The sequence below is a fragment of the Pseudomonas sp. SDO5522_S412 genome (assembly GCF_054071215.1).
Map to the genome: position 1 here is coordinate 35587 of NZ_JBSVWQ010000004.1, position 19982 is coordinate 55568.

The window sequence follows — 19982 nt, forward strand, 5'->3', positions numbered from 1 at the left end:
ACGGCGGGTGCATCGGGCCGAACGGGCCTATGCCCGCCTGCGTGCCGGCACTCGGCGAGCACGGCCCGTGGTGGGCATGACCTTCAAGCTGTCGGCATGGGTCCTGGGGGCTTGCGCCACAACCTGGGCATTGGGCCTTGGGCTGGCGCCTTATTCGCTGACCTGGCAACTGCTGGCGGGAACGGCGGCCTGCGCCGCGGGGATAGCGGGTGTGCACGGCTTGTTACGGCCCCTGGCACAGTTGAACCAGCGGGCACGGCTGATTGCCGATAACCCGCTGAGCCAGGCGATCTACACCGGGCGCAAGGACGAGTTCGGGCGTATCGAGTTTGCCATGCAGATGCTGGAGGCCCAGGTGGGCGCGGTGGTCGGCCGGATTGGCGATGCGTCGCAACGTCTGTCCGGCCATGCCGCGGCGCTGGTGCAACAACTGGACAGCAGCCACACCAGCAGCCTCGGCCAACAGACCCAGACGGATCAGGTCGCCGCTGCGATCAATCAAATGGCCGCCAGCGTGGCGCAAGTCGCCGAGCACGCGCTGCAGGCGTCCAGGGCCGCTGACCAGGCCGGCAGCGAAACCCGCGAGGGCCATCAACGGGTGGATGAAAGCCGCGACGCGGTGCTGCGTTTGTCCGACGAACTGGCGCGGGCCACCGCAGTGATCCATCAACTGGAAAGCCACAGCGGCGATATTTCCGGGGTGCTGGAAGTGATCCGGGCGATTGCCGAACAGACCAACCTGCTGGCGCTGAATGCCGCCATCGAAGCGGCGCGGGCCGGGGAGCAAGGACGCGGGTTTGCCGTGGTGGCCGATGAGGTACGAGGCCTGGCCCAGCGTACGCAGGATTCGACCAATGAGATCCAGCGCATGATCAGCACCCTGCAAGGCGGCGCCCGGGATGCGGTGCAGGCGATGGCGCAAAGCAGCCAGCATGTGGAGGCCAGCGTCGATCAGGCCCAGCGCGCCGCTGCCGCACTGGATGGGATCAGCCAGCGAGTGACCCGAATTACCGCCATGAGCCAGCAGATCGCGGCGGCGGTGGAAGAACAGAGTGCGGTGAGCGAAGACATCAATCGCAACATCATCGGCATTCGCAATGCCGGGGAAGTGACGGTCAGCGCTGGCCAGCAGAGCCAGCTCAGCTCAGGGGACGTGGCGGGGCTGGCGGATGACTTGCGGCGGTTGGCGGAGGAATTCTGGGGCAAGCGCCGCTAGCGCTTAAGCCGCCCGCAATGAAATGAAGGCGTAGTTCGCCGGCACCTCGGTGGCAATCCGGGCGCCGGCATCCAGCAGTTGCTCGGCAATGTCCATCCCGGACACATGAAACACCCACTCATTGGCCTGCACGACTTCTTGCGTCGCCAACTCGATCGCCTGGGCAAACAGGCCCATGTCGGGCAAGTACGCGGTAAACCCATCGCCCTTGAGCGCCGTGGTATGGATGCCCAGCAACCCGCACACGGCTTCCTTGGCCTGGATATCATCGCGGTCAGCCTGGCGTGAGCGGCGGATCAACTCGGCCAGCTCCTTGTCCATCAACTCGCCCCCCACGATCAGCGCCGGCCCCTGCTCCCAGGATTCCGGCGGGCAGTCCTTGGCTGCCGGGTTCAACGGGATGTGCGGATTGATCTCCATCGGGTAGATGCGGCACACCAACGGCCGCCGCTCGTAAATGCGGCAACGGTCGTCTTCGTCAAGATTCCGGCAGCGCCCGGCGTTATAGGCGGCAAAGGTGATTGCCACATACGCCTCGGTATTGCCGCTGGGCACGATGGCGGAACGGCGTTGTGCGTGGTCACGTTGCAACTCGGGCAGCCCCAGGCCACTGCCCAGGAAACCTTCCACCAGCACGATGACATTACCGCCGTCAGCCGCCCAGCTGCGGGCTTCTTCGAGGGTCAAGGGCACATGGTGGTCGGTGCAGCATTTGCCGCAACCGACGCAGGAAAAATGGGTATTCATGGAGGATCTGTCACCAGGCAAGGTCAGAAGGCACTCATGAACGGTGGCGGGTTTTTGCCTCTGTTCACCGTTCTGCCTCTGTGCAAAGCAAGTTATGCGCCAGCGCCGTCAGTCCTCGGGGACAAGGTCGCGAAGCACAAACACCATGCCCGCACGTTCATACAACTGCCGTGCCCGCAAGTTGGACTCCAGCACCTTGAGGTCGACAAACGCTTCGCCGCGTTGCTTGAACACCTGGAAGGTGTGCAGCAATAACGCACGGCCCAACCCCATGCCCTGGGCACAGGGGAGAATGGCCAGGTTCTTGATGTAGGCGCTGGTCCAGCATTGGGACACACCCAGGATGCCGCTGGCGTTACTCGCCACCAGGCACAGTTTTGGGTCGAACTCGGCATCGGTAACGAACTGCTGGCGCCAGTGCTCAAGGGAGCCGACCCGTCCGCCGCCTTGTTCCTGGGCCAGGCTCAATACCGCGTGGATCGCCGGGGCCATGGCTTCGCGGTAATGATCCAGCTGGATATCCGCCGGCCATTGCGGGGCGGGCAGGCTGCCGGTGAGGTCGCGGCGCAGCAGCTGGAAATATTCACCCACCGGTCACAGGCCCTGTTGCGCCACGGTCTGGGCGGCTACCACCAGGCACTTGGTCAGTTCCGGCGAAGAAAACTTGGTGAGTACCGCATTGGCACCGGCCAGGCGGGCTTTTTCGCTGTTCATCGCACTGTCCAGGGAGGTGTGCAGCAGCACATAGAGGTCCTGGAAGTCCGGGGTTTCCCGCAGGGTACGGGTGAAGGCGTAGCCGTCCATTTCGGACATTTCGATGTCCGAGACCACCACGTTGATTTGCTCGACGGTGCCTTGCAGCTCCAGCAAACGGTCAATGGCTTCCTTGGCGCTGCGGGCGGTGTGGCAGGTGAGGCCGAGGTTGCGCAGGGTGTGCACCGACTGCTGCAGCGCTACCTGGCTGTCGTCCACCACCAGGATTCGGGCGTTGCCCAGCACTTCGGCCTCTTCCATGGTCAGGTCGGTGGGCGCCGCTTCGATCTGCGCCGGGGCGATGCCGTGGATGACTTTCTCGATGTCCAGCACTTGCACCAGGGCGCCTTCGACCTGGGTCACACCGGTGATAAACGAACGCGTACCGCCGGAACCAAACGGCGGCGGGCGAATGTCGGTGGTCAGGCAGTGCACGATCTTGCTCACCGCCTGCACATGCAGGCCCTGCTTGGAACGGCTTACATCGGTGACGATCAGGCAGCCGCCGTCCGGGTCTTGCAGGGGCATTTCCCCCAGGGCGCGGCTCAGGTCGATCACCGACAACGCAGTGCCGCGCAAGGTGGCGATGCCTTTGACGTGGGGGTGCGACTCCGGCAGCTTGGTCAGCGGCGGGCAGGGAATGATTTCACTGACTTTCAGCAGGTTGATCGCCATCAGCTTGCCGCTGCGCAAGGTAAAGAGCAGAAGCGAGAGTGAATCTGCGCGGGCTTTGGTGGTGGACATAAAAACCTTCTGTGGATCAGGGATGACGATCTATAGACCGTTATCGACTTGCACGCGAAAAACTGTAGGAGCGAGCTTGCTCGCGAAGAACCTGAGGGCGCTGTGTTTATCCAGGCTGCCCGCGTTATCGTTGACGCTTTTCGCGAGCAAGCTCGCTCCTACCTACAACAAGCAGTCGTCAGCCCTTCCACACCTGCGGGTTTACCAGATCCTGCGGACGCTCGCCCAGCAAGGCGCTGCGCAGGTTTTCCAGGGCGCGGTTGGCCATGGCTTCGCGGGTCTCGTTGGTGGCCGAGCCAATATGCGGCAGGGTCACCGCATTGCTCAGCTGGAACAGCGGCGACTCGGACAGCGGCTCCTGCTCGTACACATCCAGGCCGGCACCACGGATGGTCTGGTTTTGCAGGGCCTGGATCAGCGCCGGCTCATCCACCACCGGGCCACGGGAGATGTTCACCAGGATCGCACTGGATTTCATCAGGCCCAGCTCGCGATGGCTGATCAGGTGGCGGGTTTTCTCGCTCAGTGGCACCACCAGGCAGACGAAGTCGGCTTCGGCCAGCAACTGGTCGAGGCTGCGAAACTGCGCGCCGAGTTCCTGTTCCAGTTCGGTCTTGCGGCTGTTGCCGCTGTACAGAATCGGCATATTGAAACCCAGGCGACCCCGACGGGCCACCGCCGCGCCGATGTTGCCCATGCCGACGATACCCAGGGTCTTGCCGTGTACATCACAGCCAAACAACGGCGCGCCGACGCTGGCTTTCCACTGGCCGGCCTTGGTCCAGGCGTCCAGCTCGGCGACGCGGCGGGCGCTGCTCATCAGCAGGGCGAAGGCCAGGTCGGCGGTGCTTTCGGTGAGCACATCCGGGGTGTTGGTGAGCATGATCCCGCGCTCATTGAAGTACGCCAGGTCGTAGTTGTCGTAGCCCACCGACACGCTGGAAACCACTTCTAGTTTGCTCGCACCTTCCAGTTGCGCGCGGCCCAGTTTGCGGCCTACGCCGATCAGGCCGTGGGCATGGGGCAAGGCTTCGTTGAACTGGGCGTTGATGTCGCCCTGCTTGGGGTTGGGGGCGATGACATCGAAATCCTGTTGCAGGCGTTCGATCATTTCCGGGGTGACGCGGCTGAAGGCGAGGACGGTCTTTTTCATGGAAGGCAGGCTCATCGACTACGTGGGAATGGCAAGCACGCTAACATTCTTGGGTAGGGCTTGTCAGGCCGGCCCTCACACCCCACAGCCAGACTGTTGCGATTTGGGCAACAGTCATTATCTTGTTACACTCTGTATCGCACCGCTCACCTGCGCTAATTTGTCGCATCGATGAGCGCAGCGGTTAAGACCGACCCGCTCTCCCCCGATTTCCCTCGACTTATTTCCAGGGCTCTACACTGGGAATCTGTCTTAAAGCCGCTGAGTTCAGCGGCTTTTTTTTGCGCTGAAAAAAGGCCAGGAACCCCAACAACACTGGCCGGTTTCAATTGACCAAAGGAGCTCCACCGGTGAAAACCTCGCTGACGTTCACCCCGTTATTCATCGCGATTGCTGCAACGATCGTTCCCCTTGCCCACGCGGCAGACACCCCGGCCACCGACGGCTTCGTCGAAGGTTCCAGCTTCAAGATCAACACCCGCAACTACTACATGAACCGCGACCGTCGCGACATTCACACCGATGACAGCAAGGAATGGGGCCAGGGCTTCATCGGCATCTTCGAATCCGGCTACACCCCCGGCATCGTCGGCTTCGGCCTGGACGCCAACGCCATGCTCGGCCTCAAGCTCGACGGCGGTGGCGGCACCGATGGCTCGAGCATCCTGCCGGTAAGCTCCGGCAACGGCAAAGCGCCCGGCTCGTTCTCCACCGCCGGCGCCACCCTGAAAATGCGCGCCTTCGACACCGAACTGAAAGCCGGCGACCTGCTCCTCAACAACCCGGTGATTGCCGGCGGCATGACCCGCATGCTGCCGCAGACCTTCCGCGGCGTGAGCCTGACCAACCACAGCCTGGACGGCTGGATGTTCGAGGGCGGCCAGGCCAGCTTCACCAAGCTCTACAACCAGAGCGGCCGTCGCCGCATCGGCACCAGCTACGGCGCATTGCCCAATAGCGAAGACAGCCGCCACCTGGACTGGGCCGGCGTGTCCTTCAGCGGCGTGCCGGGGCTGACCAGCAACCTGTACGCGTCCGAACTCAAGGACATCTGGAACCAGTACTACTACGACCTGGACTACACCTGGCAGTTGAACGAGCTGGTCAGCCTGAACCCGGGTCTGCACTACTACCACACCCAGGAGACCGGCAAAGCCTTGCTGGGCAACATCGACAACAACACCTACAGCCTGCATTTCACCGTGGGCGTGGGCAATCACAGCGTTACCGCCGCCTACCAGCGGGTCAACGGCAACACGCCGTTCGACTACATCAGCCAGGGCGACAGCATCTACCTGGACAACTCCCAGCAATACTCCGACTTCAACGGCCCCAACGAGCGCTCGTGGAAGCTCAAGTACGCCTATGACTTCGTCGGGCTGGGCCTGCCGGGCCTGACCTCGGCGGTGTCGTATATCAGCGGCAAGACCGACCTGACCACGGTCGATCCGGACAGCCGTGGTTACTCATCCTGGTACAGTGCCGACGGCAAGAACGCCAAGCACTGGGAACGGGACATCGACCTCAAGTACGTGGTGCAAGGCGGCAAGGCCAAGGACCTGGCCGTGCGCCTGCAATGGGCGACCAATCGCGGCGGCAATGGCTACGCGGCAGTGGACCGGGACGTGGATGAGTACCGCGTGATCGTCGACTATCCGATTGACGTTTTTTAACCTTCAGGCTTTCTTTTAGCGGCGACGACTTATTTTTCACAGCATGGAACTAAACTGCCAGCATCTTGAGTGCCGAAGCCAGTCCCATGAGTCAACGCCGCGCCTTCACCCTGCCTGCACGCCCGGAGCTTTTGCTGATTCTGGGCAGTGGCCTTACTGTCGTGCTGATTGTGGTCATCGTTGCCGTATTGCTGATCCGCGAACACGCCAGCGCCTTGCAGGCAGCCAAGCGCTCCACCAGCAATATCACCCAACTGATCAATGCCGATGTGCTGCGCAACGTCGAGCTCTACGACCTGGCGCTGAACGGCCTGATCACCGCAACCACTCGCGATGACCTGCCCCAGGTTTCCGCCGAAGTCCTGCATATGGTGCAGTTCGACCAGTCCACGGCCGCCCCTTTCAAAGGCGAAGTCCTGCTGCTGGACAAAACCGGCGCGGTCACCGCCGACTCCTCCACGCTGACCCCCACGCCACGTAATTTCGCCAATCGCGACTATTTCCAGATCCACCAGCAGAACCCCGATGCCGGGCTGTTCATCAGTCGGCCCTTCAAGATTCGTTGCGACTGCGATCAAGTCTGGCGCATCGCCTTCAGCCGCCGGGTGCCCGGACCCAATGGCGAGTTTGCCGGTGTGGCGGTGGCAACCATGCGCCTGGCGTATTTCGACCAGTTGTTCAATAGCCTGACCATCGGCAGCGGCAGCAGCATCAACCTGCTGAATAACGACGGCATCCTGTTGGCCCAGCAGCCGCTGCTCGAAAGAGACATGATCAACAAGGACCTGAGCGCGCGGCCCAACTTCAAGCGAATGCTGCGCGAAGGCAGCGGCAGTTTCAGCGCCATCTCCGCCATCAGTGGCGCGCAACGGCTGTACACCTTCACCAGCGTCGGCGCGCTGCCGCTGATTGTGGTGGTGGCGTTGTCGAGCGATGACGTGTTTGCCGCCTGGAAGCGCGCCGCCCTGCTGATCAGTGGCGCCACCGGCGTGCTGTGTGTGGGGCTGTTGTGGCTGACCTGGATGCTGCGCCTGGAACTGCGCCGCCGCTATCGCGCCGAGAAGGTGTTGTCGGAACTGGCGGCCACCGACGGCCTCACCGGCCTGGCCAACCGCCGCACCCTCGACCAGCGCCTGCGCCTGGAATGGGAGCGCGCGCAACGCTCAGGCGAGCCACTGGCCTTGCTGATGATTGATGTCGACCACTTCAAGGCCTTCAACGACCGCCATGGTCACCAGGGTGGCGACGAGGCCTTGCGCAACGTGGCCCGGGTCATCGGCAGCAATATTCGTCGCCCCGCCGACCTGGCTGCGCGCTACGGCGGCGAAGAGTTCGCGGTGATCCTGCCGGATACCGACGGCGAGGGGGCGAGCACCATCGCCGAACATATCCGCAGTGCGGTGGAGCACTTGCCACCGGCGGACGGCGACGCGCTGTCGGTCACCGTCAGCGTCGGGCTCAGTACCTGGGACAAACGCAGCCGTGGCTCGCTGGAAGAGCTGCTGCTGAGTGCCGATCGGGCGCTGTATGACGCCAAGCATTCCGGGCGCAACCGCATCGTTCACAGCCAGGCCACATAAGCCGTTATCAGCAACTACGCTAAGGGCATCCTCGAAGCAGAAGTACGCCCGATGAGCCCAGGCACTACCCGCCCGCCCCGCCCCACCCACCGCCCGGAGCTGCTGCTGATCATCGGCAGTTGCGTCACGGTGCTGCTGATCATGTCGGTGGTCGCGGTGCTGCTGATTCGCGAACACGCCAACACGTTGCAGGCGGCCCAGCGCACGGCCAATAACATCACCCAACTGATCGACGCCGACGTGCTGCGCAACGTCGAGCTGTACGACTTGTCGATCAAAGGCCTGATCGCCGCCACCGAACGCACTGATTTGGCTGGGGTATCGGCCGGCATCCGTCACCTGGTGCTGTTCGACCGTTCCGAAGCGGCGCCCTACAAAGGCGACATCCTGTTGCTGGACAAGGATGGCAACGTGATTGCCGACTCAGCCCTGCAGACACCCAAATCCGCCAACTTCGCCGACCGCGACTACTTCCAGGCCCATCGGCAGAATCCCGACCTGGGGCTGTTCATCAGCCGGCCCTTCATGGCGCGCTGCGTGTGTGACGACCAATGGCGTATCGCTTTCAGCCGCCGGGTTTCCGGGCCGGATGGGCGATTCCTCGGCGTGGCCGTGGCCACCATGCGCCTGTCGTACTTTCAGCAACTGTTCCGCAGCCTGAATATCGGCAGCGACAGCACCATCAACCTGATCAACCAACAAGGCATCCTGCTGGCCCAGCAGCCGTTGCTGGAACGGGACATGATCGACAAGGACCTCAGCCAGCGGCCAAACGTCGCGCGCATATTGCACGAGCGCGACGGCAACTTTCGCGGCACCTCCAGTGTGGATGAGGAGCACCGCCTGTATACCTTCTCAACGGTGGGCGATCTACCGCTGATCGTCGTCGTGGGGCTGTCCACGAATGACATATTCGCCCCCTGGAAGCGCGCAGCACTGGTGATCAGCGGCGCCACCGGGATTTTGTGCATCGGCCTTTTGTGGCTGACCTGGATGCTCTGCATGGAACTGCGCAGGCGCCACCGTGCCGAACAGGTGCTGTCAGAACTGGCAGCCACCGACGCGCTTACCGGCCTGGCCAACCGCCGCACCCTGGACCAGCGCCTGCGCCTGGAATGGGACCGCGCCCAGCGTTCGGCCGAGCCGTTGACGGTGCTGATGATTGACGTGGACCACTTCAAAGCGTTCAACGACCGACATGGCCATCAAGGTGGCGACGAGGCACTGCGCACGGTGGCGCAGGTGATCGAGGGCAATATCCGCCGCCCGGCCGACCTCGCGGCTCGCTATGGCGGGGAAGAATTTGCAGTGGTGCTGCCGCATACCGACAGCCAGGGTGCACGCGTGATTGCTGAACATATCCGCAGCAGTGTCGAACACCTGCCGCGAGTGGGCGGGGATACGGTGCCGATTACCGTCAGCATCGGCCTCAGTACCTGGACCAAAAACAGCCGCACCACGCTGGAGGAATTACTGCTCAACGCCGATCAGGCGCTGTATGAGGCCAAGCATACCGGGCGTAATCGCGTTGTTGATGCCGGCGCTTTAAAGCCGTGACGCGAAGCGTCACAGGAGGCGTTACCACGCAGAGCGTAGGAACGATCAAAAAAAAGGCCACCCGAAGGCGGCCTTTAAAAACAAAAGGAAAGAGAGTTGTTACTTACACCGCCGCGACGGGACGCATGTAAGAGATCGGTGCGGTGCTGGCATCTTCGAAGGTCACGACTTCCCAGGCATCTGTCTGTGCAATCAGCTTGCGCAGCAGTTGGTTGTTCAGGGCGTGGCCAGACTTGAAGCCTTTGAACTCGCCTATCAGGCTATTGCCCAGCAGGTAGAGGTCACCGATTGCATCGAGGATCTTGTGCTTCACGAATTCGTCTTCATAGCGAAGGCCGTCTTCGTTCAGTACACCATCCGCGTCGACCACAATGGCGTTTTCAACGCTGCCGCCGAGTGCGAGATTGTGCTTGCGCAGGTACTCGATGTCACTCATGAAACCAAAGGTACGGGCGCGGCTGACTTCTTTTACGAACGAAGTGCTGGAAAAATCCACGCTTGCACTTTGGGTGCGGTCACGGAATACCGGGTGATCGAAATCGATCTCAAAGCTCACTTTAAAGCCTTCGAACGGGACGAAGGTGGCGCGCTTGTCGCCGTCTTCTACTGTCACTTCCCGCAGAATGCGAATGAACTTCTTGGCTGCGTCCTGTTCTTCCAGGCCGGCAGATTGAATCAAGAATACGAAGGGTCCGGCGCTGCCATCCATGATCGGGACTTCGGACGCGGAGAGCTCGACGTAGGCGTTATCGATGCCCAGACCGGCCATGGCCGAGAGCAAGTGCTCCACCGTGTCCACTTTGACGTCACCGTTGACCAGCGTGGTCGACATCGTGGTTTCGCCAACATTTTCCGCGCGAGCAGGTATCTGCACCACAGGGTCCAGGTCGGCACGAACAAACACGATGCCGGTGTCGACAGGTGCGGGCTTGAGGGTCAGGTATACCTTCTCCCCGGAGTGCAGACCTACACCTGTGGCACGGATAATATTCTTCAGGGTGCGTTGTTTAATCATGGCTTGGACCGCTTCAGCGCAAATTGCGAACTGGTATCAACAAAGGCTGGCGATAATAGCAGACCAGACCTTTGCTGAACACCAATCACCTTCATAGCCCTGATACATTCCATTAATCGGCCTGACGACGCAGGAAAGCCGGGATGTCCAGGTAGTCCAGGTCATCTTGCGGATTCGGGCTGCGGGATGCAGCAGCACCGGCCTGAGCCTGGTTGCGCATCACGGTCGGACGATCCAGGTCACGATAGTTCACAGACGGCAGTTCCTGGCGCGAAGGCGCTGGAGCGGCAGCTTGCTGGCTGGCGTGGCTGGTATGGACGGTGTTGTCGATGACCTTTACAGGCTTCTCGATTTTCGCACCCAGGCCGGTCGCAACAACGGTCACGTGCAGTTCGTCGCGCATGTCCGGATCGATAACGGTACCGACCTTGACCATGGCGTGCTCGGAAGCGAAGGCTTCGATGATGCTACCCACGTCGGAGTACTCACCCAGGGACAGGTCAGGACCGGCGGTGATGTTCACCAGGATGCCGCGTGCGCCTTGCAGGTTCACGTCTTCCAGCAACGGGTTGCGGATGGCCGCTTCGGTAGCTTCACGTGCACGGTTCGGACCGCTGGCGCAGCCAGTGCCCATCATCGCCATGCCCATTTCGCTCATCACGGTACGTACGTCGGCAAAGTCGACGTTGATCATGCCCGGACGCTTGATGATGTCGGAGATACCGCGAACGGCACCGGCCAGTACATCGTCAGCCTTGGCAAACGCAGACAGCAGGCTTGCGTCCTTGCCGAGGATGGTCAGCAGCTTCTCGTTGGGAATGGTGATCAACGAGTCGACGCTTTCGGACAGCAGACGGATGCCTTCATCGGCGATCTGCATGCGCTTGCGACCTTCGAACGGGAATGGACGGGTCACGACGGCAACCGTCAGGATTCCCATTTCCTTGGCCACTTCGGCAATGATCGGCGCAGCACCGGTACCGGTACCACCGCCCATGCCCGTGGTGATGAACACCATGTTGGTGCCTTGCAGCACTTCAGCGATGCGCTCGCGGTCTTCCAGGGCGGCTTGACGGCCGACTTCCGGATTCGCGCCGGCACCCAGGCCCTTGGTCACGGCTGTGCCCAATTGCAGGATGGTGCGTGCACCGATGCTTTTGAGGGCCTGGGCGTCAGTGTTGGCGCAGATGAATTCAACGCCTTCAATGTTGCTCTTGACCATGTGGTTGACAGCGTTGCCGCCGCCACCGCCGACGCCGATCACTTTGATGACCGGGCTTGCGGGGATGTTGTCTACGAGTTCGAACATTTTCCCTCTCCTTTCATTTCTCTAGTTTTTTCGCCTACTACTTGAAACGGTGTTGCGGTAAATCTTTAGAAATTGCCTTTCACCCAAGCCTGCAACCGCTCGAACAACGGCGCTTTCGCTTCGTCGTCGCTTCTGTAGCTGTCGCGGTTGCTCGGGCCCGACAGGGAAATGCCGTCGGTCTGCTTTTGCAGCCCGTACAACAGCAAGCCCACACCGGTGGAATAAATCGGGTTGCGCACTACGTCGCCCAGGCCTTTCACGCCATGGGGCACGCCCAGGCGGACCGGCATGTGGAAGATTTCCTCGGCCAGTTCGACCGCGCCTTCCATCTTCGAAGTGCCACCGGTCAGCACGATGCCGGCCGGGATCAAATCTTCGTAGCCGCTGCGACGCAGTTCAGCCTGGATCAGGGTGAACAGTTCGTCGTAGCGCGGCTCGACCACTTCGGCCAATGCCTGGCGCGACAGTTCGCGCGGTGGACGGTCGCCCACGCTTGGCACCTTGATGGTTTCACCGGCACCGGCCAGCTTGGCCAGGGCGCAGGCGTAACGGATCTTGATTTCTTCGGCGTACTGGGTCGGTGTGCGCAACGCCATGGCGATGTCGTTGGTCACCTGGTCACCGGCAATCGGGATCACGGCGGTGTGACGAATCGCACCCTCGGTGAAGATTGCGATGTCCGTGGTGCCGCCGCCGATGTCCACCAGGCACACGCCCAGTTCTTTTTCGTCGTCGGTCAGTACCGAGTAAGCCGAAGCCAACTGCTCGAGAATGATGTCGTCGATTTCCAGGCCGCAGCGGCGCACGCATTTTTCAATGTTCTGTGCCGCGTTGACGGCGCAGGTCACTACGTGAACCTTGGCTTCCAGACGTACGCCCGACATGCCCAGGGGCTCGCGAACGCCTTCCTGGTTATCGATCACGTAGTCCTGCGGCAGGGTGTGCAGCACGCGCTGGTCAGCCGGGATCGCCACGGCTTGCGCTGCGTCGAGTACCCGCTCCAGGTCGGCCGAGCTGACTTCGCGGTCGCGAATCGCCACGATGCCGTGGGAATTCAGGCTGCGGATGTGGTTGCCGGCAACGCCGACAAATGCCGAGTGAATCCGGCAACCGGCCATCAGCTGCGCTTCTTCGATGGCGCGCTGGATCGATTGCACGGTGGATTCAATATTCACCACCACGCCCTTCTTCAGGCCCCGGGACGGATGCGTGCCGATTCCGACGATTTCCAGCGTGCCGTCGTCCGCGACCTCGCCTACCAGCGCCACCACCTTGGAGGTGCCGATATCCAGACCGACGATCATTTTGCCGCTTTGCACGTTTGCCATGGGTCCTGCCTCTTCTTAATTCTTCGCGACAGCAGGTTGCGCTGCCGTGGGCGCCGCAGGGGCCCGCCAGCCGACGGCAAGGCCGTTGGCGTAACGCAGGTCGATGCTCGCAATGTTCGTAATCTGTTCTTTCAAGGTCTTTTCATAGATGGCAATAAAACGGCGCATCTTTTCCACCAGGTTGCCGCGTCCCAGCAACAACTCGATGCCCGGGCCGGAACTGCCTGCACCCGTGGTCAAAAACCAGCTGCCCCGCTCGCGCAATTCCAGTCGCGCAATCGAGAAGCCCAACGGCCGCAGCATCTGGCTCAACGCCTGGTACTGCTGCATCACTTGCTGCTGCGCCCGCTGCGGCCCGAACAACTGCGGCAGGTGCTCGTAATTCGCCACTTCGCGAGGTGCAAACGCCTGGCCCTGGTTGTTCAACAGCGCACCATCACCCCAACGGGCCACGGGCAGTTGTTCTTCCAGGCGGATCGTCACTTGATCCGGCCACACGCGACGTACTTCGGCGTGGGCAATCCATGGCATCTGTTCCAGCTCGGAGCGCATGCCTGCCAGGTCGATGGTGAAGAAGCTCGACGCCACAAACGGGGCGATTCGCTGCTGCACGGCTTGCTGGCTGATGTAGCTCAAGTCGCCCTGCACACTGATCTTGGTGATCGGCCGGTCGGCATACGGCAGCAGGCGCTGGGCGCCTTCATACGTACCGAACCCCAGGGCCACCAGGATCACCGGCCAGAACAGCGCCTTGAGAAAACCAAAGTTGGCTTTCGGCATGCGCGCCGACATCGGCTCTTTAGCCACCATTCGGCTGGCACCACGCGGCACCGGCTTGCGGCCGGGAGCGGGTTGCTGATGACGAAGCGATGCGCCGTTCATGGTCTTAGCCTCGTGGCTCTATGCTTGCTGCCAGGATCGCCAGCACCAACTGCTGGAAATCCAGGCCGGCGGCACGAGCGGCCATGGGTACCAGGCTGTGGTCGGTCATCCCGGGTGCAGTGTTGACTTCCAGGAACCAGAAGTTCCCCTGGTCATCCTGCATCACGTCTGCCCGCGCCCAACCGGCGATACCCAGCGCCTCACAGGCTTTCGCCGTGAGGTCCATCAATTCCTGTTCCTTGGCTGCGTCGAGGCCGCACGGGATCCGGTACTGGGTATCGGAGGCCACATACTTGGCGTCGTAGTCGTAAAAGGTGTGGGGCGTGCCCAATGCGATGGGCGGCAATACCTGGCCACGCAGAGTAGCGATGGTGAACTCGGGACCTTGAATCCACTGTTCCACCAACACTTGCGAATCGTAGGTACTGGCCGCTTTCCATGCGTCAATCAATTCGGCGGCTGAGTTCACTTTAGCCATGCCGATACTGGAGCCTTCATGGGCTGGTTTGACGATCAAAGGCAGGCCCAGTTCCTTGGCTGCAGAAATACAATCGTCTTCGCTGCACAGCACGCTGTGACGCGGGGTCGGAATACCCAGGCTGTGCCACACCTGCTTGGTGCGCAACTTGTCCATGGCCAGGGCCGAAGCGAGGATGCCGCTGCCGGTATACGGAATGCCCAGGCACTCCAGCAGGCCCTGCATGCTGCCGTCTTCACCGCCACGGCCGTGAAGAATGATGAAGGCGCGGTCGATCTTCTCGGCCTGCAGGCGCGACAGGAAGTCATCACCCACGTCGATGCCGAACGCATTCACACCGGCACTTTGCAGCGCTTCCAGCACGGCATTGCCGGACTTCAGCGACACTTCACGCTCAGCGCTCTTGCCACCGAACAGCACCGCAACCCGGCCGAAGTCGGCAGGTTGAATGGTCGAGAACAGGGAGCCGTAGTCAGTGGTCATTTCGACTTCCCCTGTGCGGCGGCAAACAGCGGGCTTGCCAGCAATTTAGGGGCGAGGCCACCGATGTCACCGGCACCCTGGCACAGCAGGATGTCGCCGGCACGCAGCAGCGGCTTGACGATCGGCGCCAGGTCCACACCACGCTCGATGTAGATCGGGTCCAACTGGCCGCGTTGACGGATGCTGTTGCACAGCTTGCGGCTGTCGGCACCCGGGATCGGTTCTTCACCGGCCGGGTAGACTTCCATCAGCAGCAACACGTTGGCATCCGCCAGTACATTGACGAAATCGTCGTACAGGTCGCGGGTACGGCTGTAGCGGTGCGGCTGGTACACCATCACCAGGCGGCGTTCCGGCCAACCACCGCGTACGGCCTTGATCACCGCTGCCACTTCGGTCGGGTGGTGACCGTAGTCGTCCACCAGCATCACGTTGCCGCCGTCCACCGGCAGTTCGCCGTAGACCTGGAAGCGACGACCCACACCGGCAAAACCCGACAGGCCTTCGACGATGGCTTCATCGCTGACGCCTTCGTCGGAGGCGATGCAGATGGTCGCCAGGGAGTTGAGTACGTTGTGGTTGCCCGGCATGTTTACCGAGACATCCAGCGGCTCGCGGTCAGGACGCAGCACGGTGAAGAAAGTCTGCATGCCTTGCTGGCGCACATTGATCGCGCGCACGTCACAGTCTTCGCTGAAGCCGTAGGTCACGGTCGGACGCTTCACCAGCGGCAGGATTTCGCGCACCACCGGATCGTCCAGGCACACCACGGCCAGACCGTAGAACGGCAGGTTGTGCAGGAACTCGACGAAGGTTTTCTTCAGTTTGTTGAAGTCACCGTCGTAGGTCGCCATGTGGTCGGCGTCGATGTTGGTCACCACGGCCACCAGCGGTTGCAGGTGCAGGAAGCTGGCGTCGCTTTCATCGGCTTCGGCGATCAGGTAACGGCTGGTCCCCAGTTGTGCATTGGTGCCGGCTGCATTCAGGCGGCCACCGATGACGAACGTCGGGTCCAGGCCACCGGCGGCGAACACCGAGGCGATCAGGCTGGTGGTGGTGGTCTTGCCGTGGGTACCGGCGACGGCGATGCCGTGGCGGTAGCGCATCAGCTCAGCCAGCATTTCGGCACGCGGCACTACGGGAATGCGGCGTTCAAGGGCGGTGGCCACTTCCGGGTTGGAGGTGTTCACAGCGCTGGAGACCACCAGCACATCGGCTTCGGCGGCGTTCTCGGCGCGGTGGCCGATAAAGATTTTCGCGCCAAACGATTCCAGGCGCTCGGTGACCGGCGACATTTTCAGGTCGGAGCCGGACACCTGGTAACCCAGGTTCAGCAACACTTCGGCGATCCCGCACATGCCCACGCCGCCGATACCGACGAAGTGGATGCGACGGATGCGGCGCATTTCCGGCTGTGGCATGGCTTTCTGATTCTCAACCATGGGCCACCTCCAGGCAGATATCGACCACGGTGCGGGTTGCGTCAGGTTTGGCCAGGCGGCTTGCGGTGCTCGCCATGCTGTTCAGTCGTTCCGGTTGCATCAAAACCTCGGTCAGGCGTGCGGCCAAATCGGCGGCGCCAGTCGTTCTTTGCGGCAGCAGGAAGGCAGCGCCCTCCCCGGCCAAATATTCGGCGTTGCGGGTCTGGTGATCGTCGATCGCGTGGGGCAAAGGCACCAGCAAGGACGGCAGACCGGCGGCGGCCAGTTCACTGACGGTCAACGCACCTGCGCGACAGACCACCAGGTCGGCCCAGCCATAGGCTTGGGCCATGTCTTTGATGAAGGGCTGCACATTCGCCTCCACACCCGCTTCGCGGTAGCGCGTGGCGGTCACTTCATCGTGGTTCTTGCCGGCCTGATGGAAGATCTCGGGGCGCAGCTCCACGGGGAGTTGCGACACCGCTTCAGGCAGCAATTTGTTCAACGGTTCGGCGCCCAGGCTTCCGCCCAGGATCAACAGGTGCGCCTTGCGACCGGCCAATGGCTGGCGGGCGATGTCCATGAACAGTTCGGTACGCACCGGGTTGCCGGTGGTACGCAACTTGTCCGCGGCACCAAAGGTCTTCGGAAACGCCTCGCATACCCGTGCAGCCAAGGGCACCAGCAGGCGATTGGCAGTGCCGGCCACGGCATTCTGCTCGTGGACGATCACTGGCACGCCGGCGAGTCTTGCCGCAACACCGCCCGGGCCGGTCACGTAGCCACCAAAGCCCAGCACGCATACCGGCTTCACTTCGCGGATCACCTTGCGCGCTTGCCACACGGCCTTGAGCAACACGAACGGCGCCTTCAGCAGGGACAATTTGCCCTTGCCACGCAAGCCGGTGACGTTGATCAAATGCAGCGGCAAGCCGGCATTCGGTACCAGATCGTTTTCGATGCCGCGCGGCGTACCGAGCCAATGCACGGTGTAGCCACGATTCTGGAACTCACGGGCACAGGCCAGCGCCGGGAACACGTGGCCACCGGTGCCGCCTGCCATGATCAGCACGTTAGCGCCCATGGTTCGGCTCCTCGGCGAAGTCGCTTTCGCTGAACTCCATCTCTTCGCTGCCCAGGTGGGTCCGACTCTCCCACTCGATACGCAGCAACAACCCGAGACAGGCGCAGCAAATCACCAACGAGCTGCCGCCGTAGCTGAGGAACGGCAAGGTCAGGCCCTTGGTCGGCAGCAGGCCGACGTTCACCCCGATGTTGATCAGGAACTGGCCGATCCACAGGAACGACAAGCCGTACGCCACGTAGGCGGCGAAATATTGCTTGGCCTTTTCGGCCCACAAGCCGATGTACATGCCGCGAACACACACGAACACGAACAGCGCGACGGTGCACAGCGAACCGACCACACCCAGCTCTTCGGCGAGTACCGAGAACACGAAGTCGGTGTGGGCTTCCGGCAGGTAGAACTGCTTCTGCACGCTATTGCCCAGGCCCACGCCCAGCCACTCACCGCGACCGAAGGCGATCAACGCCTGGGTCAACTGGTAGCCGGAACCGAACTGATCGGACCACGGGTCGGTAAAGGTAATCAGACGGGCCATCCGGTAGGGTTGCGCCTGCACCAGAATGGTCACGGCGGCCACCGCCAGCACCACCATCAGGGTGAAGCGGAACAGGCCGACGCCACCGAGGAACAGCATCGCCGCCGCCGCGCCCATCATTACAACGGTGGCACCGAAGTCCGGCTCCATCAGCAACAGGCCGGCCATGGGCAGCAGCACGATGAACGGCTTGAAGAAGCCCATCCAGCTTTCGCGTACTTCTTTCTGGCGCCGCACCAGGTAGCCGGCGAGGTAGATCACCACGAACACCTTGGCGATTTCCGAGGGCTGCACGTTGAACGCACCGAAGCCGATCCAGCGCATCGAGCCGTTCACCTCACGCCCGATGCCGGGCAGGATCACCATCACCAACAGGCCGAAGGCGCCCACCAGCATCAGCCAACCCAGGCGCTGCCAGGTGGCGATCGGGATCATCATGGTGACGATGCATGCGCCAAGGCCAATCACCAGGTACACCAGGTGACGGATCATCATGTACAGGGTGTTGCCCGATTGCACCGCAGCCACTTCCGAGGAGGCCGAGGTGATCATCACCAGGCCCAGGCCCAGCAGCGCGAGGCAACCGGCGAGCATCGGGAAGTCCAGGTCGATACCGCGCCCGGTAATGATCGGCGACGGGTACGGCTTGATGATGTTACGGAAATTGATACTCATGCCAAGGCCTCCACGGCGCGGGCGAACAGCTGGCCGCGCTCTTCGTAGTTCTTGAACATGTCGAAACTGGCGCAGGCAGGCGACAGCAGCACCACGTCGCCCGGCTGAGCCAAGGCTTTGGATTGGGCGATGGCATCGTCCAGGGACTGCGCGCGCACCTGCGGTACGGCGTCGCCCAGGGCATCGGCGATCAGGCCGGAATCACGGCCCATCAACACCACGGCGCGGCAGTTGGCGGCGACCGGGCCTTTAAGGTCCTTGAAGTCGGCACCCTTGCCGTCGCCACCGGCAATCAGCACGACCTTGCCCTGAATGTCGGCACCCAAGCCTTCGATGGCAGCGAGTGCCGCACCGACGTTGGTGGCCTTGGAATCGTTGTAATAGCCAACGCCATCCAGCTCGCGAACCCACTGGCAGCGATGCTCAAGGCCGGCAAAGCTGCGCAGGGCCGAGAGCATGGCGTCGAACGGCAAGCCAACGGCGTGACCGAGCGCCAGCGCCGCCAGGGCGTTGGCCTGGTTGTGGGCACCACGGATTTTCAGTTCGCGCACCGGCATCAGGTTCTGGAATTCGAAGGCCAGGTATTTCTCGCCGTTCTCTTCCCGAAGGCCGAAGGCCTTGAAGTCAGGCTTGTTCAGGCCGAAGGTCCAGCACGGCAGACCTTCGCCGATCAGCGGACGGCTCAGGGCATCCTGACGGTTCACCACCACTTGCCGCGCGCCACGGAAGATCCGGTGCTTGGCCAGGTGATACGCCGGCAGACCGCTGTAGCGGTCCATGTGGTCTTCGCTGACGTTGAGCACGGTGGCCACTTCGGCGTTGAGCTGGTCAGTGGTTTCCAGCTGGAAGCTCGACAGCTCCATCACGTACAGCTCGACGTCGTCGTTGAGCAGGTCCAGCGCCGGCGTGCCGAGGTTGCCGCCCACGGCCACGCGCTTGCCGGCCGCAGCCGCCATCTCGCCCACCAGGGTGGTCACGGTGCTTTTGGCATTGGAACCGCTGATGGCCACGATCGGCGCCTTCGCGTTACGCGCGAACAGCTCGATATCGCCGGACAACTTCACGCCACGGGCCGCCGCCGCTTGCAGGGCCGGGGTCGCCAGGGCCAGGCCAGGGCTCACGTAGAGCTCATCGGCACGGCACAGAAACTCGACATCCAGCTCGCCACAACGCACTTCCACGTGCGGGTAGTCACGGCGCAGCGTGACCAGCTCCGGTGGATTTTCCCGCGTATCGGCCACGGCAAACGACGTGCCCCGGTTCGCCAGGAAGCGAACCAGGGACATGCCGCTCTTGCCGAGGCCGACAACGATGCGGAAGTGGTCTGAAGCGATCAGGGACACTCG

Annotated in this window: 17 protein-coding genes and 1 pseudogene; 4 read left to right on the forward strand and 14 right to left on the reverse strand. The window is 62.2% G+C overall.

Going from position 1 to position 19982, the window contains the following annotated elements; all coding sequences use genetic code 11:
* Positions 1–76: 76 nt before the first annotated feature.
* Positions 77–1216, forward strand: a complete 1140-nt coding sequence (locus tag ACW9I6_RS02050; RefSeq protein WP_457338802.1) for a methyl-accepting chemotaxis protein — start codon at positions 77–79, stop codon at positions 1214–1216.
* A 3-nt stretch (positions 1217–1219) separates the two neighbouring features.
* Here ACW9I6_RS02050 and ACW9I6_RS02055 read toward each other — a convergent pair whose 3' ends face one another.
* The 5 genes and pseudogenes from ACW9I6_RS02055 to ACW9I6_RS02075 form a co-directional block, all read right to left on the reverse strand.
* Positions 1220–1963, reverse strand: a complete 744-nt coding sequence (locus tag ACW9I6_RS02055) for a YkgJ family cysteine cluster protein (RefSeq protein WP_003216242.1) — start codon at positions 1961–1963, stop codon at positions 1220–1222.
* 108 nt (positions 1964–2071) lie between these two features.
* Entirely contained in the window at positions 2072–2554 is a 483-nt protein-coding gene (locus ACW9I6_RS02060; RefSeq protein ID WP_457338796.1) for a GNAT family N-acetyltransferase, read from the reverse strand.
* 3 nt (positions 2555–2557) lie between these two features.
* Positions 2558–3460: a chemotaxis protein CheV gene (locus ACW9I6_RS02065; RefSeq protein ID WP_102369883.1), complete on the reverse strand. Its 903-nt coding sequence runs from the start codon at positions 3458–3460 to the stop codon at positions 2558–2560.
* 51 nt (positions 3461–3511) lie between these two features.
* Positions 3512–3610 (reverse strand): annotated as a pseudogene (locus tag ACW9I6_RS02070) (outer membrane lipoprotein carrier protein LolA); the annotation flags it as partial.
* 28 nt (positions 3611–3638) lie between these two features.
* Positions 3639–4613, reverse strand: coding sequence for a 2-hydroxyacid dehydrogenase (locus ACW9I6_RS02075; RefSeq protein ID WP_003216236.1), 975 nt, complete (start codon positions 4611–4613; stop codon positions 3639–3641).
* A gap of 350 nt (positions 4614–4963) precedes the next feature.
* Between ACW9I6_RS02075 and ACW9I6_RS02080 the strand changes: the two genes are divergently transcribed.
* From ACW9I6_RS02080 to ACW9I6_RS02090, 3 genes are all read left to right on the forward strand, one after another.
* A complete protein-coding gene (locus ACW9I6_RS02080) occupies positions 4964–6286 on the forward strand; it encodes an OprD family porin (protein WP_457338797.1) in 1323 nt (440 codons plus the stop codon).
* An 86-nt stretch (positions 6287–6372) separates the two neighbouring features.
* A complete protein-coding gene (locus ACW9I6_RS02085; RefSeq protein ID WP_177027787.1) occupies positions 6373–7866 on the forward strand; it encodes a sensor domain-containing diguanylate cyclase in 1494 nt (497 codons plus the stop codon).
* Between the two features lie 51 nt (positions 7867–7917).
* On the forward strand, positions 7918–9423 hold the full coding sequence (locus ACW9I6_RS02090) for a diguanylate cyclase (protein ID WP_457338798.1): 1506 nt from the start codon (positions 7918–7920) through the stop codon (positions 9421–9423).
* A 103-nt stretch (positions 9424–9526) separates the two neighbouring features.
* Here the strand turns inward: ACW9I6_RS02090 and lpxC are convergent, their stop codons facing one another.
* From lpxC to murD, 9 genes are all read right to left on the reverse strand, one after another.
* Entirely contained in the window at positions 9527–10438 is a 912-nt protein-coding gene (gene lpxC / locus ACW9I6_RS02095; RefSeq protein ID WP_003216227.1) for a UDP-3-O-acyl-N-acetylglucosamine deacetylase, read from the reverse strand.
* A gap of 112 nt (positions 10439–10550) precedes the next feature.
* Positions 10551–11747 (reverse strand): cell division protein FtsZ, encoded by a 1197-nt coding sequence (ftsZ, locus tag ACW9I6_RS02100; RefSeq protein ID WP_003216225.1) that lies wholly within the window; start codon positions 11745–11747, stop codon positions 10551–10553.
* A 65-nt stretch (positions 11748–11812) separates the two neighbouring features.
* The gene (gene ftsA / locus ACW9I6_RS02105) at positions 11813–13075 is read right to left on the reverse strand and encodes a cell division protein FtsA (RefSeq protein WP_003216224.1); all 1263 of its coding nucleotides are present in this window, start codon (positions 13073–13075) and stop codon (positions 11813–11815) included.
* Positions 13076–13090: 15 nt separating this feature from the next.
* Positions 13091–13957 carry a cell division protein FtsQ/DivIB gene (locus ACW9I6_RS02110; protein WP_023659197.1) on the reverse strand — a complete coding sequence of 289 codons (867 nt, stop codon included), beginning with the start codon at positions 13955–13957 and terminating at the stop codon, positions 13091–13093.
* Positions 13958–13961: 4 nt separating this feature from the next.
* Positions 13962–14918: a D-alanine--D-alanine ligase gene (locus ACW9I6_RS02115; protein ID WP_003216220.1), complete on the reverse strand. Its 957-nt coding sequence runs from the start codon at positions 14916–14918 to the stop codon at positions 13962–13964.
* Positions 14915–16360: a UDP-N-acetylmuramate--L-alanine ligase gene (murC, locus tag ACW9I6_RS02120; RefSeq protein ID WP_003216219.1), complete on the reverse strand. Its 1446-nt coding sequence runs from the start codon at positions 16358–16360 to the stop codon at positions 14915–14917. Before murC ends, ACW9I6_RS02115 begins: the two co-directional genes overlap by 4 nt.
* Entirely contained in the window at positions 16353–17423 is a 1071-nt protein-coding gene (gene murG / locus ACW9I6_RS02125; protein ID WP_008434228.1) for an undecaprenyldiphospho-muramoylpentapeptide beta-N-acetylglucosaminyltransferase, read from the reverse strand. The genes murC and murG overlap by 8 nt, the downstream gene beginning before the upstream one ends.
* Positions 17413–18636, reverse strand: coding sequence for a putative lipid II flippase FtsW (gene ftsW, locus ACW9I6_RS02130; protein WP_003216215.1), 1224 nt, complete (start codon positions 18634–18636; stop codon positions 17413–17415). Before ftsW ends, murG begins: the two co-directional genes overlap by 11 nt.
* Complete coding sequence (gene murD / locus ACW9I6_RS02135; RefSeq protein WP_076014386.1) at positions 18633–19979, reverse strand: UDP-N-acetylmuramoyl-L-alanine--D-glutamate ligase; 1347 nt, start codon at positions 19977–19979, stop codon at positions 18633–18635. The genes ftsW and murD overlap by 4 nt, the downstream gene beginning before the upstream one ends.
* Positions 19980–19982: the final 3 nt, after the last annotated feature.